The organism is Pseudomonas sp. P5_A2_2 (assembly GCF_054177685.1).
In genome coordinates, this window is sequence record NZ_JBGCUL010000052.1 from 1 (window position 1) to 13,186 (window position 13,186).

Sequence of the window (13,186 nt, forward strand, 5' to 3'; positions counted from 1 at the left end):
TGGGTCTGGTGACCCTGTTCGTGCGCCACACGTCGGCCAGCCTATTGATCCAGGAGAACGCGGACCCGGACGTGCGCGGCGACCTCGACCGATTCTTCGCCCGCCTGGTGCCCGACGGCGATGCCTTGTTCCGGCATCGCGACGAGGGTGCGGACGACATGCCGGCGCACGTGCGCGCAGCGCTCACCGCCGTGCAGTTGTCGATCCCGTTGTCCGGTGGCCGTCTGGCGCTCGGCGCCTGGCAGGGCATCTACTTGTGGGAGCACCGGGTCCGGCCGTATCGGCGCGAGGTCGTGCTCCACCTGTTGGGAGAGTGAGCGCGATGGTGTCCGTCTCCAACTCGCGCCTCAAGCTGGCAGGCCTGGGCTTCGTGTTTCTGTGAGCGGGGCGTTCGAGTCGCTGGGGGCGATCCGTCTGTTGTTTCGGCCGACGCGGCGGGCGGCCGGTGTCGGTCTGTTTTTGCTGATGCTCGCGGTGATGACGCCGGAACTGGGGGGCAGGCGTTGCCCGGATGCGCCTAGCCGGGCTGTTGCGCTTCGCGTCGTGCCGCCGTCGGAGGCCCGTCGTCTCGCCCCTGCGGGCGGCCATCCCTTACGCGAACACCGGTTAGTCAACTTGGGCAGCGCCCTTGACGTGATCGGGCCGGCTCGACCCACGGGCCAGACGCTTTCGTTCTTTGCCGCCTTCATCGCCAGTGCAACCCACCATAACGTCGCACCACTCAGACGCGTCGCTTGTCGCTCAGCAGGAAGTTGCGCAGGCGATGCGCGGTGTTCACAGGGTCCTCCTCTGCGAAGAAGTGGCCTCCTTCGACTGCCTCTCCAGTGACGTCGGCCGCCCATCTGCGCCAGACAGCGAGCGGTCCTCCGGCGTCTTCGTACCAAGCTCCGAGGGGGCCGCTGGAGCTCCACAGCGTCATCGTGGGACACACGATGCGGCGGCCCACGCGTCGGTCGATCAGGTCATGCTCGTGATCGATGCCTGCCGCGGCCCGGTACTCTTCGCAGATCGCGTGGACGTGTTCGGGGTCGCGAAGAGCGTCAGCGTAGGCGGCGCAAACCGAGGGAGGAAAGACGGACGACGCCGAACCCCAAGTCGCGATGGCGTTGTCGATCACGGCCTTGGGTGCAGCGGCAATCAGACGCTCGGGAAGGGGGTACGGCTGGGCGAGCAACGACCACGGCCAATAGCCGAGCAGCAACTCCTTGGAGGCCCGCTCCCATACGTCCGCAACGGGCAGGACGTCGAGAGCCACGAGGCGCGCCACCAGTGCGGGTCGATCGAGCGCCATCCTGTAGGCGACGCGGCCGCCTCTGTCATGCCCGACGACACTGAAGCTGTCGAAGCCGAGCTTGTTCATCACCATCGCCATGTCGCCAGCCATCGCTCGCTTGGAGTACGGCACGTGATCGGACGTGGACGCCGGGCACCCGCTCTGCCCATACCCTCGAAGATCCGCGCACACGACAGTGAAGTCGCTCGCCAGATGCGGGGCGACGTCGCGCCACATCAGATGGGTCTGCGGAAAACCGTGGAGCAGCAACACGCCAGGACCCGTCCCGCCCTTGCGCGCGAATACGTTCGTTTCGTCGGTCCGAATGTCGACTGTGTCGAATCCGTCAAAGGGCGGTCGCGTATCGAGGACCATGCGTCGGTCGGCACTTGCCGAAGGTTGTGAGCGTCGGGAGAGTATGGATTGGCTCGCATGCGGATGCCAGTCCTGCCGTACCCTCTGAGGCCGGACGCGGCTGACACTACGACACGGCTACTACGGCTCAATGTCGCTCGGCACCGGGTTCCCCGGCAGTGCCGAGTGACATCACCGCCAATGGGGGGACCTCCGAGGCCTTTGCTTGCATCGCGTAGGCTTCTCCCAGCTACATCTCTGACCGACGCGGCACGTGCATGGACGAAGACCTCAACTCGATGTCGCAGGGCCAGCTGATTGCGGAGGCTGCGAACTTGCGCAACGCGATTCGCAGGCACAGGGACTCCACCGGTCATGAGCTTTGTTGGCATCACCCAGACCTGTGGTCCTTGCTGCCTGAAGGTGCGACTCCGACCATCGTCGTGCCCGAATGGCCTCAGTTCATGCGCGGATGCATCAGGTATCGGCAATCACTCGACGAGCAAGCCCCAGGTGCACCGCGCACGAACCAGGAGTTCGACGCCAGCGATTCCATGGATTCGTTTGACCAGCAGAAAACGGTGTGCTGGAGGCCGGTCTGGAACAAGGATCGTCGCGCAATGGGGTTGGAGCATCTTCTCCTGACGGGCAACAGGGCGGACAGCAGCGTCCTTGCATTCAGCGAGGAAGGGGCGCCCTTTAGGCTCGCGTATCGGCTCACCTGGGACGATGCCTGGCGCCTTCACGATGCCGATCTCTTCGTTGCCATCGAAGGCTCGACCAGGTCGCTCGATCTGCGGACGGATGGTGAGGGTCACTGGCGGACCCGCGACGGATCGCCGATCGACGAACTCGACGGGTGTATCGACATCGACATCTGGCCGACTCCGTTCACCAATTCGTTTCCGATTCGCCGCAACGCCATGTCCATCGGGCAACGCTGCGAATTCCAGATGGCGTGGGTCTTTGCGCCCGACCTGACGGTTCGCCCTCAACGTCAGGCCTATACGCGGCTGGCAGATCGGCTGTATCTCTTCGAGAGCCTGGACGGAAGTGGATTCAAGGCGGATCTCCCGGTGGATGACGACGGTGTCGTGCTCGACTATTCAGACCTCTTCGAGCGAGTTCATCCGCTGCGATGAGCCCATCTCCAAACACCGATCCCAATGGGGCAGCGCTTCGCGCACGAGGTCCAGTCCTCGATGTGATCGGGAGGAATGCGATTGCGATGCCGGGGCGATCGGCGCAGACGTTGTCGAGTCAAGTCCTGCCTCTCATCCATCGGTCGTCTTGCGCGACAACCCGCATCGCGCAAGACGCAGCGTGCAAGGACCGTGGAGTCTCCCTCAGACAGGTTTTCTGGYGCAGCGCGGATGCGCGGAGGAGTCAGCCCCATCATCGAGAGGCGGCGCCTGTGCGGCCCGCGTGACATCAAGCGCAGCGTCTGGCGCGTGGGTCCGCAGAGCGCAACGGCGTTCACCGATCGGCATTGATCTGCTGCGCCCGGCGGTCCCGATATCCCGCCGAGACGATGGGCCGATCCCTTCGCTGCTGGACAAGCACCCGTGCCACGTCGGCGCATGTATCAAGTCCGGCGTGAAGCCACGGGGCCCCTACAGCGACGGCTTTTACCAATCCCTCGGCGCCACCGAGGTGGACTCCAAACGCGTCAAGCTCGTCGCGGGTTGTGTACAGCCACACTTTCTCGTTTGCGGATGCCGGTGAAAAAAACTCCGCCGACATCGCAGGCTCGCGTCAGCGCCGCGCACCGTAGAACGAGTGCTGCGTCGCCGCGGTCGCGACGCCGGGCTCGAGCGCTCGAAGGTGCTCGTCCTGCCACAGATCGGCGGCCAGGTCGTCTAGTTGGCCCGTTGATGGAGCGCCAGCGGTGCTGCAGGCGATGAGCGGCAATGCCGGCGAGTGGTCGAAGTCTTTGGAAAAGCCGGGCTTAAGCGCGCGCCCCAAGGGGCGAAGGCCACGGCTTCGAGCTCTTAGTTCGACTTGCCGGGGGCGCGGGCCACGAGAGTCGCGCCTTGCTCAGGAGATCGGGGAGCGGCTGCGGCGATGTTGCGCAGGCACTCATGCCGTGCCTGCGACAGCCGGTCCGGACACTGCGCAGCTTCCTGGGCGGATTTCGATCCGGCCATGAATGTGGGTGTGCTTCCGGCTCTGGCGAACAAGGCAGCAGCGCCACCGAGGAGACCAACTGACACCGCAGCGGCAACCAGCACGGAGCACAGCGTGGCGCGGCGGGTACGGAGTTGAAAGGTGTGCATGACTGGCTCCTTAGGGATGTGCCTCTAGGTTGCTCCCTAGCTCTAGGTGGTTCAAACGCAGCGTCGACTCGGCGCGCGGCGATGTGCATCACGGAAATGCGTTGAACCACAGCGCGGCGCCGTGCAACTCATGCGCACAGATTCTGGAGCCGCGCATGAACACCAACGAGTCGTACTCATATGCCGATGCGAGGCGTGGCTTGTGGAGGGCCCATCGCGATGCTTCGCCCGCCACAGGCGCCAGCCAGCGCGCGCGGCATTTCGGCGAAGCCATGCGCTTGTTGGAAGATGGCCGTTGGCAGCAAGCGTTCACGCGTCTGGCGGAACTGGCCGATGCTGGCCACCCGGTGGCGGCTCGCATCGCTTTGCTTCTTGTCCGGCGGGGAACGCGGCTGTTTGGCGGCAGCTTCCGCGCCAGCGCGCAGCAGCTGGCATCGTGGCAGCGCGCAAACGACTAGGTCGCAAGGCCGCCCTGCGTACCGATCAGCGCCACCCCCCTTGATTTGAGCCTCATGCCCCCCTGAGCGAGGCATATCTGAAACGCACGGCGCTGCGTACTCTGAAATCGAGAGGCGTCTCATCGCACAGGAGTACAGAGCCATGAACGTTGTGAAGACCGATTCGAGCGGGCCCGCCAACTACGAGTTGCGGTTCCAGTCGCTGCCCGACGCGGGGCGTGCGTACGTGTTCCCCTGTGACGCTGCCGGCCATGTGGACATGGACGCACTCACCGACGCAGCCCGCGAGAACTACCTTTTCGCACGCATCGCCGTCGGACATGACGTCTCCACTCCCGCCGTGATCGTCGGCGTCCAACATTGACGGACGTCCCTACCATGCTCCTGCGTGCCGCTCTCGTCGTCAGCCTGCTGTTGGCCTGTGCGTCGGCACGCGCAGACATCACCTTCAACTCGGCACACGTGATGGTTGTCGATGAGACGAGCGGTGAGATCCTGCTGAAGAAGAACATCGGCGTGGCCGCGCCGATCGCCTCCCTGACCAAGCTGATGACGGCCATAGTGGTGCTGGATGCGCAGCAGGATCCGGACGAAGCGCTTCGCATCGATGCGGCGGACATTGACAGCCTCAAGCACACCCGCGGCGGCGTGCACGTTGGTGCAATCGCATCGCGCGGCTCCCTGCTGGAGCTGGCCCTGCTCAGCTCCGACAACCGGGCAGCGTCGGCGCTGGCGCGCTCCTACCCTGGTGGGCTGCAAGCCTTCAACGCGGCAATGCAGCAGAAGATCCAGGCGTTCGGCCTCGACAGCACGTCGATCGGGGAGCCGACCGGACTGTCGCCGAACAACATGTCGAGCGCGCAGGACATGGTCATGGTGCTGCGCGCAGCGGCCCGCTATCCCGCCATTGCGCAGATCACGAGTCAGCGCAGCCACGAGGTGCTGGTCAGCGGCCGGCGCAAAGTCTTCCACAACACCAACCGGCTCGTCGGCGGGGCGGAGTGGGAGGTGTTCCTGTCGAAGACGGGTTTCACCAACGAGGCGGGTCGCTGCCTGGCCATGCAGGCGCGGGCCGATGGGCGCACGGTGACGATCGTCTTGATGGGAGCGACCAAACCATCGGGGCGCTTGCGTGACTCGATGACGATTCGCCGTTGGCTTGCTGCTGAACGGCTCGCCGGTACGGCGCACTCATCGGGGCCTCGCCCGGCATTGGTGGCGGCACGCTCGCGGCTCGCTGCGCAAGATCCCGAGCGGCAGCGCGCTGATGGCGTAATGACTGAAACGGATGCGCCGGCGTCGAGTGTCAGCAGTTCAGCAGACGGCAGCGCGAGCGAGAGCGTCGCTGGGCCCAGGTCAGCGGATGGCCCTGGCTCATCCGAGGCGATCTAAGGAGCGGGCGAAGCAAGCGTTCCAGTGTGCCGGCAAGGTGTCGAAGCGTTCGACAACGTCTTGAAGGCGATTGCCCGCCTCTCGCTCGTGTGCCAACCTTCCACCATAGCTGTAGCGCATAAGGTCTTGGAGAGCTACAGGCCCTTGCGTCAAGTGCGCTCAACGAGCGTCTTCCACTGGCCAAATTGACAGCGGAACAGAAGAGCATGGCGAGCTTGATGGAAGGGTGGAGGGTATCGCGTGACGCCATGTTCGCAAAGGCTCAGACAATGCTGGACGTGCCGGCCGATCAGTTCAACGACGCGCTTGTGGCGAGAGTCGAGACGGTGAAGAAAATGATTGAGGCCGCAACCGCGAACATCGACGAGTGGGTGGTCAAGCGGAACGAGATCATCGAACGCAGCGGCGAGATCGGCCTGGCGGCCATCGCGGCGGTGGGCGAGAAGTTGGCTGTTGCCAATGGCGCCGCAAGTGCCTTGCTCGTCGAGCTGCGCCAAGAAATCGGGATCGACGCCCCAACGGCCTCTAAGCATCAGGGGGCGCAGCTCAACGACGTCGACGAGCATCGGCCGCAGACACCGTGAAGTACAACAAGGACCAGTGGATCTCGTCGTTCGAGGACGTGATGGTCCGGCTTCGGCCGCACATGTCGGCGAGGGTGTTGACCACCGTCGACCTGATGGCCTGGAACAAGTACGGCACGAAGGACGTTGAACTGAAAAAGGCCGCGTGAGTCGCGATGTGCGCACCAGACTCGCGTGACAAATGMCTTGAGGGCGAAGGGTCGTGATGATATGGTTCCAGCGGGTTCTCCTGTCCGCCTGCGGTAAGCGACAGGCCGTCTACATCACGAAGGAGCATGACTATGCCTTCTTGGGTGAGCAGAAGTTCCGTTGGCAGCACGAACGTCAAGACGAAGAAGGGCAGCCACGACCTGACCGCACTCGAACGCAGCGCGCTGGCCCAGACCGTCGCGGAGGCCCGGCGGATCCTCGCGGAGGTGATGGGCCTGCTCACGTGGAATGTCAAGGCCGGCGTGGGTCCGGGCATCGCGAATATCGATACGTTTGCAGCGCGCTACTTCAAGACCGGCGGCGGCTTGACGACTCAGCAACGGGCGCTGGTGCTGAGCAAGATGGAACTGGTCCACTACGCGCTGCAGCTCTCCACCAACGTCAAGCTCACGGCTCCGACGGCCGGCGCCTTGGGCTCCGTGCGCTACGAGCCTGGTGCTCGAGGAATCCTCCGCGGCATCTTCGAGCCGGGCCGCAACCTCGGCACGCGGGCGGGCGAAACAGTGTCGCGCGGCGACATCCGCGTGAAGCGCAACCTGCTGGGTCCAGGGGCATACAGCGCGGACATCTCCAACGCCGACTTGGCGGTGATCACATTCATCCACGAAGCGCACCACAAGTACGCCAGCCTGGCCGATCACGGCGACGACGGCTACATCTACAACGACGGCTCGGGGTATTGGGACGACGGCCTGACCACCGCGCAAGCGCTGAACAATGCGGACACTTACGCGTGGTTCTGCTTTGCGGCAACGCGTTAGCCGAAGTTCGAACTCTTCTCGTTCGATACACGGTCAAGGGCGGAGATGGTCAGCGGCAGTACCGTATTCCGCAGGAGTACGGTGAGGGCGAAGGCCAGATCAGGCTTGGCGCTGCATGTGCCGAGGCCGCTCGCATCCGCGCCCTTGCGCGGGAAGGGATCGACTGGCCCGCTCAAGAGGAAGCGCGCGTGAAGCAGGCCTTCGCCGAGGCGGAGTCGACGCAACGCCTCGATGGTTTGACGTTGGTGCAGGCTGTCCGCGAGTACGTCGACAAGAAGCGCCGAGCCAAGGACGGTCTGCCGTTGAAGGCTCGGACTCGAGCGGACTACCTGGCGATGGTCGAGCCGGGCCGAACGTCGCGCAACGGGAAGAAATTCGCCGACGGCGATCTCTATCCTCTCGCTCACAAGGTGCTCACTGCCATCACTGGCAACGACATCCGGGCTCTGCACGCCGCCTTGCTGAAGCGATCGGAGCGGCAGGCGGCGTACGCGATGCAGGTGGCGCGAGCCGTGATTCGCTGGCACGGCGTCGTCCTTGCCGATAATCCGCTGGCCCGCGACACGCCGGGTCGTGACCGCATCATCATCGCCACAGGCGCGTGCGACCCGGCTCCCATCCCGCCCGAGAAGCTTGGCCAGTGGTGGCGCGCCGCTGCCGCAGCGCCTTCGCGCGTCGCGGCCGACTACTATCGGTTCCAACTGCTCACTGGTTGTCGTGGCATCGAGATCCACGGCCACAAGCGCCACGGATACCCGCCGATCAAGGTCGCGGACCTTGACGTTGCAGGCGGGAGGATCACGCTCCGCGACACGAAGAATCGCAGCGACCACAAGCTCCTGCTGTCGCGGCAAGCGCTTGAAGTCGCGGTGCGCAACGTGGCCGGTAAGAAGCCGGATGAGCCGCTTTTCGCCATCGTCGACGCCCGCAAGACTTTGGCGTGGATCAACTCGAAGGCCGGCACGAGCGTGCAGGGACACGGCTTGCGCGACACGTTCGCGAGCATTGCGGAAGAACTGGTTTCAGGTGCAGCTCTCAAGAAGATGATGAATCACGCCGCCGGTGGCGACGTAACGCTCGGCAGCTACGTGGGCAAGAGCGAGGCTCAACTCAGGCAGGCTTGGCAAGCTGTCGCGGACTTCATCGACGGGGCTGCAGCGCCGCCAAGGTCGGAGTCAATGCAGCAACCACGCCGTGTCGCTCAGCGCGAGCGGCGGCCGTGGCTGCGCGCGACGAGGCGAACGACTGCAGCGACGCCCGTGGCGCCGATACCAACAACACACGACTCTTAATCCGTTGGTCGAGTGTTCGTTTGCCGCCTCGGCCACGCATCGACGAGCCCATGTGAGGCCTTGCCTTCCGCAGGCGCCATCCACACCGGCCTCGCCGTCTCCTTGAGGATCATCGCCAGAACGTTCGTCCTTCTTCCAGGTGGATGCCGTCTTCGGCGGGCTGGTGAGGATCTCGGGCGCGCGTGCATGCTGGCTCCGCCCAGTTCGATCCCAACGCGGCTGACCAGATTTCGAAGCTCCTGTCTTCCGCGATCAACAGGAACCCTTGACCCTGTGCATATTCCTGATGCCGAAGGGCTTCATTGGACTCCTGCGTCCCACTCTGCGCCTGCGTCGCCAACGTCCCCGTCAAGGGGACTGACACGCCTCCACCCCCAGAGGACATTGGAGCCATGCCACGCGTCATCTACATCCATTCCAATGGCGAGCGCAATGAGGTCGAAGTACCCATTGGGCAGAACCTGATGATGGCCGCAACGGGCCACGATATCGAAGGCATTGTCGGCGACTGCGGCGGCGCGATGAGTTGCGCCACCTGCCACGTGCTGGTGGAGACGCCCTTCGCTGCGATGCTGCCAGCGCCGAACGACACCGAAAACCAAATGCTGGACTACACGGCCGCGCCGCGCGAGGCGCACAGCCGCCTGTCCTGCCAGATCATGATGAGCGAAGCGCTCGACGGGATCGCCGTGCGCATCGCCGACCCCCAACTTTGAATCGCGTTCAATCGGAGAACCCATCGATGCGAACTAACGCCCCCGCAGTTGCCGGCGCCAGGCCCGAGGTTGCTTTGACACCCAATCCTGGTCTCACGCCCATCATGCTGAACCATGCCGCATGGGTGACGCCCGATGCCGCCGCGACCACCGAGTTCTACACACGCATCATGGGAATGGAACTGGCGAGCACGGTGATGGACGACAGTATCCCGTCCACTGGTGACGACATTCCGTACTTCCACATCTTCTTCCGCATGCAAGACGGCTCTACGCTGGCGTTTTTCGAAGCGCCGGGCGTGCCGCCCCCGGCGAAGGCCAGCCATCCCGCTTACGATCTCTTCAACCACATCGCGCTTGAAGCGAAGGACCGCGCCGAGGTGTTGCGCTGGTATGAGTGGCTGAACTCTCAGGGCGTGGAGGTGATCGGCCCAACCGACCACAAGGGCATGATCCTGTCGATCTACTTCCACGACCCGGCGGGCATCCGCCTGGAGATCACGACTCCCCTCGACAAGGAGTGGAACCGCCACACGGAGAAGGGCTACGCCGACCTCAAGCTGTGGGAGGACTGCAAGGCCAAGGCCAAGGCCGGGGGAAGGGATGTGGCGCAGGCGCTTGTCGAGATGATCAAGGACGTCCGTAAGCGATACGACAAGAAGGCATGACGGTATGGCCGACATGATCGGCGCACTGTTCGAGCCACCCGGCTCATCCTTGAGCGTGTGCGGCGACCCACCTACGGTCTAGTTCAAAGTCCACCTGGCGCATAACGCAACTTCGCTTTTCGCCCTTGTGTCGCTTGAACCGGCAACGCGGTAGCAGGCAGCGCAGAGTTGAGTCGGATCCTTCAGAATTTCCCCAGCCCGGGAACAATACTCCGGCCAGATGGTTCGGCCCTGTCGGGCTGTGCACCGGACGATGCCTCAAAGATATAGAGGTGCGACCGCGCCGACTTGAAACGGTAGCCAATGATGGATTGGTACCTTTCAGAGTGGTAGAACTCCTCAGCGCGTTGCAAGGACTCAAATTCCAACAGGACGACTCGTCTAACGTCCCGGCCACCCTCCTTGACAACCGGCGCGTCGCTCCCCGCAAGAAAGACGGCACCATATTCTTCGAGGATGGGATGCACGCGGGGCATRTACTCGTTGTAGAAGTACGCGGCATCGACCACGTCGAGTTCTGCGAACAGGTAACCCTTCTTGCTTGTCATCAAAATGCTCCGTCTGATTTAAGGTTCTATTCGCTGAAGCTTGCGGATACCGAACCGAACGCGCCGAAATCGGCGAGCACCTTATCTCCCGCTGATACTTCAAGCGGCACCGTGCATGCTCCTGTGATCACGACTTGGTCGCGGTGCATCGTGATTCCAAGTGACGACAGTTCATTGACGAGCCAGACGAGCGCGGTGATTGGACTTCCCAGCACAGCAGCTCCGCTGCCGTCACGCGCATAGCTACGTGTCAGGCCGGAAACTTGGCCGTGGACGGCGTGATTCGCAAGGTCGGTGGTGCGCCAAGTCTGCGGCGCGGCATCGCCAAGAACGAACTCGTGCGCGCAAGCGTTGTCGGCGATGAGCTGCGGCTCACCGGCTAACGTGAAGTCGGCAAAGCGCGAGTCAGGAACTTCGATTGCAGGATGCAGGTCGGCGGTCGCGGCCATTACCTCGTGGACAGAATAGGCCACCCGTCTCGGAGGAATGTCGCGACCCATGCGAAAGGCGAACTCAGGCTCGGCGACAGCCATACGATTCCGTGCGAGCGACAGCTGCGAATCCGAACGGTGCGCACGCTCGCGCAGAAGGCGGCCTGCGATCGGACCATCTACTTTGATGTGACGTTGACCTGCGAGACTCGTGGCAGCCACCTTCCAGCCAAAGAGGGGGCCTCGCGAACGCGCTTCGATGGCCGACTGCACTTGATACCCTTCGGCACGCGTGAGAGGACGGGCTTCTTCGGGCAAGGATTCGATCACCGTTCCCTGCTGCCAAGCGTCCCACAGGATCTCTCCCGCCCGGGCAAGCGCCTGCGAGCGAACCATCAAAGTTCCAGCACGAGCTTGCCGAAGTGCTCGCTGCGTCGCAACGCCTCCAGCGCCTGAGCGGCATCAGCGAAAGCAAAGCGGCCCGCAATGGGAATTCGCGGCCCGCCGCCGACCAGCATAGGGCGCAGGTCCGCGAGCATCAGGGAATTCAGCGAACGCACCTGTTCCACGCTGCGCGTGCGAAACGTCACCCCGATGAACTCGAGCCGCCGAAGGGCGTGCAAATTGAAGTCGAATGCCGCGGTTGCACCGCCCAGGCGGCCGACGTTGACAAGACGGCCTTCCAGGGCCGCCGCCGCCATGCACTGGTTGAACGCGGTGCCCGACACGTTGTCGAYGACGATGTCGGCGCCATTGCCTTTCGTGGCCTCGAGAACTTTGCTCGACCAGTCGTCCTGGCTGCTGTCGATGCCGACATCGCAGCCGAACTCCTCGAGTTTGCCGCGTCGCTCCGCATTCCCGGATGTCCCGAGTACAAGTCCTGCGCCCAACACCTTGGCGATCTGCATGCCGATCAGCCCCATCACCGAAGCGGCGCCTTGCATCAGGACGGTGTGCCCGGGACGAAGCCTGCCCCGCGTGACGAGGGCATCGTGCATCGTCTGCAGACCGAGGGTGGCTGCCGCTGCTCCTGCCCAATCCAAAGCGCGATGGGTGATGGGTACGGCACGGCCGTAGTCCGTGACCACGTACTCGGCATAGGCGGCCGGGCCGGTACCCATCACGCGATCGCCGACGCTGAACCCGTGGCACAGCGCGCCGACTTCCACCACCTCGCCGGACCATTCCATCCCGATGATCTGGTCGGCTGCATTCGCGAGCGAGTGCAAGTCGATGCGATTCACACCGACCGCACGCGTGCGCACGAGGATTTCGTTCGGCTTTGGAACGGGAGGGGGTCTGTCCACGAGCCGAAGCCCGTCGGAGGTGGCAATGAAGGCCTTCATCGGTGTCTGGAGGTTTGTCCGTGGTTCAGGATGGTTGGATGCGGCGTGCGGTTGCAGCAAGCTCAATCGAGTCGAATGTTCAGTTCCTTGATCAGCGGATGCCAGCGCGCTATCTCCTGCGTGATGAAGGCGCCGAACTGTTCGGGGGTCGTCGCGAACGGCTCCATGCCGAGGTCAGAGAATCTCTTGGAGATCTCCGGGCTCATGACCACATCGCGGACTTCGGAACTCAGCCGCGAGACGATGTTGGTCGGGGTCGCCCGTGGCGCGGCAAGGCCGACCCAGGGGAAGACCTCCACCCCTTCGACACCTGCTTCCGCCGCAGTGGGGACGTTGGGCAGTTGTGCAATCCGTTTCGGTGCCAGCACAGCCAGTGGTTTTAACTTGCCCGCGATCACATACTGAAGTGCGACGATGGTATCGATCGGTCCGATTGGCACCTGTCCGCCAAGCACGTCCACAACGGCAGCCCCCGCGCCCTTGTACTGGATGGGGGTGACTGGAAACCCCGCCCGCCGCCTGAGAAGTTCCATGGCCAATTGGTGGATGGTTCCGTTACCCGGCGAGGCGTACGCGATGCCGCCCTGCTCACGCTTGGCATGTTCGGCCAGTCCGCGCAAGTCGGAGAAGGGCGCTTGCGGATGTGCGACGATCAGGATGGGCGCGCGTATGACCAGCGAGATGGGAGCGAAATCCGCGACGGGGTCGTAGGGCAGTTTGGAGAACAGCGCTCCGTTCAGGGCAAGCGTCGCGCCGTCGCCGGGCAGCAGCGTATGACCGTCCGCCGCGGCCTTGGCGACGTAGCTGGCGGCAAGAATGCCGCCAGCGCCAGGGCGGTTCTCGATGATGACCGGCTGGCCCAGGCGCTGCTGAAGGC

The 13,186-nt window shown here is 63.9% G+C and carries 17 protein-coding genes; 11 read left to right on the forward strand and 6 right to left on the reverse strand.

From position 1 onward, the window contains the following. Nucleotides 1–317 (forward strand): secondary thiamine-phosphate synthase enzyme YjbQ (locus tag ACXRVY_RS07105; protein ID WP_458237167.1); only part of this gene is annotated, 317 nt, incomplete at its 5' end. Between the two features lie 404 nt (nt 318–721). Here ACXRVY_RS07105 and ACXRVY_RS07110 read toward each other — a convergent pair. Then, nucleotides 722–1,648, reverse strand: a complete 927-nt coding sequence (locus tag ACXRVY_RS07110) for an alpha/beta fold hydrolase (RefSeq protein WP_458237168.1) — start codon at nt 1,646–1,648, stop codon at nt 722–724. A gap of 257 nt (nt 1,649–1,905) precedes the next feature. Between ACXRVY_RS07110 and ACXRVY_RS07115 the strand changes: the two genes are divergently transcribed. After that, nucleotides 1,906–2,769 carry a putative glycolipid-binding domain-containing protein gene (locus tag ACXRVY_RS07115; RefSeq protein WP_458237169.1) on the forward strand — a complete coding sequence of 288 codons (864 nt, stop codon included), beginning with the start codon at nt 1,906–1,908 and terminating at the stop codon, nt 2,767–2,769. 849 nt (nt 2,770–3,618) lie between these two features. Here ACXRVY_RS07115 and ACXRVY_RS07120 read toward each other — a convergent pair. After that, nucleotides 3,619–3,903: a hypothetical protein gene (locus tag ACXRVY_RS07120; RefSeq protein ID WP_458237170.1), complete on the reverse strand. Its 285-nt coding sequence runs from the start codon at nt 3,901–3,903 to the stop codon at nt 3,619–3,621. Between the two features lie 155 nt (nt 3,904–4,058). Here ACXRVY_RS07120 and ACXRVY_RS07125 point away from each other — a divergent pair, with 155 nt between their 5' ends. The 9 genes from ACXRVY_RS07125 (at nt 4,059) to ACXRVY_RS07165 (ending at nt 9,984) form a co-directional block, all read left to right on the forward strand. After that, nucleotides 4,059–4,361, forward strand: coding sequence for a hypothetical protein (locus tag ACXRVY_RS07125; protein WP_458237171.1), 303 nt, complete (start codon nt 4,059–4,061; stop codon nt 4,359–4,361). Between the two features lie 142 nt (nt 4,362–4,503). Further along, on the forward strand, nt 4,504–4,725 hold the full coding sequence (locus tag ACXRVY_RS07130) for a hypothetical protein (RefSeq protein WP_458237172.1): 222 nt from the start codon (nt 4,504–4,506) through the stop codon (nt 4,723–4,725). Between the two features lie 14 nt (nt 4,726–4,739). Then, nucleotides 4,740–5,753, forward strand: coding sequence for a serine hydrolase (locus tag ACXRVY_RS07135; RefSeq protein ID WP_458237173.1), 1,014 nt, complete (start codon nt 4,740–4,742; stop codon nt 5,751–5,753). A gap of 269 nt (nt 5,754–6,022) precedes the next feature. Beyond that, nucleotides 6,023–6,337, forward strand: coding sequence for a hypothetical protein (locus ACXRVY_RS07140; RefSeq protein WP_458237174.1), 315 nt, complete (start codon nt 6,023–6,025; stop codon nt 6,335–6,337). Further along, nucleotides 6,334–6,486, forward strand: a complete 153-nt coding sequence (locus ACXRVY_RS07145) for a hypothetical protein (protein ID WP_458237175.1) — start codon at nt 6,334–6,336, stop codon at nt 6,484–6,486. The genes ACXRVY_RS07140 and ACXRVY_RS07145 overlap by 4 nt, the downstream gene beginning before the upstream one ends. Before the next feature lie 132 nt (nt 6,487–6,618). Next, complete coding sequence (locus ACXRVY_RS07150) at nt 6,619–7,308, forward strand: hypothetical protein (protein WP_458237176.1); 690 nt, start codon at nt 6,619–6,621, stop codon at nt 7,306–7,308. Continuing rightward, the gene (locus ACXRVY_RS07155) at nt 7,281–8,600 is read left to right on the forward strand and encodes a hypothetical protein (RefSeq protein ID WP_458237177.1); all 1,320 of its coding nucleotides are present in this window, start codon (nt 7,281–7,283) and stop codon (nt 8,598–8,600) included. Before ACXRVY_RS07150 ends, ACXRVY_RS07155 begins: the two co-directional genes overlap by 28 nt. Nucleotides 8,601–8,992: 392 nt before the next feature. After that, nucleotides 8,993–9,316: a 2Fe-2S iron-sulfur cluster-binding protein gene (locus ACXRVY_RS07160; protein ID WP_458237178.1), complete on the forward strand. Its 324-nt coding sequence runs from the start codon at nt 8,993–8,995 to the stop codon at nt 9,314–9,316. 104 nt (nt 9,317–9,420) lie between these two features. Then, entirely contained in the window at nt 9,421–9,984 is a 564-nt protein-coding gene (locus ACXRVY_RS07165; protein ID WP_458237179.1) for a VOC family protein, read from the forward strand. A 182-nt stretch (nt 9,985–10,166) separates the two neighbouring features. Here ACXRVY_RS07165 and ACXRVY_RS07170 read toward each other — a convergent pair whose 3' ends face one another. The 4 genes from ACXRVY_RS07170 to ACXRVY_RS07185 all read right to left on the reverse strand — a co-directional run. Continuing rightward, complete coding sequence (locus ACXRVY_RS07170) at nt 10,167–10,532, reverse strand: DUF1330 domain-containing protein (RefSeq protein WP_458237180.1); 366 nt, start codon at nt 10,530–10,532, stop codon at nt 10,167–10,169. A 26-nt stretch (nt 10,533–10,558) separates the two neighbouring features. Next, entirely contained in the window at nt 10,559–11,359 is an 801-nt protein-coding gene (locus ACXRVY_RS07175; protein ID WP_458237181.1) for a 2-keto-4-pentenoate hydratase, read from the reverse strand. Further along, nucleotides 11,359–12,309, reverse strand: coding sequence for a quinone oxidoreductase family protein (locus ACXRVY_RS07180; protein ID WP_458237182.1), 951 nt, complete (start codon nt 12,307–12,309; stop codon nt 11,359–11,361). The genes ACXRVY_RS07175 and ACXRVY_RS07180 overlap by 1 nt, the downstream gene beginning before the upstream one ends. Nucleotides 12,310–12,371: 62 nt before the next feature. Next, nucleotides 12,372–13,186: Bug family tripartite tricarboxylate transporter substrate binding protein (locus ACXRVY_RS07185; protein ID WP_458237183.1), on the reverse strand; the 815-nt coding region annotated here is incomplete at its 5' end.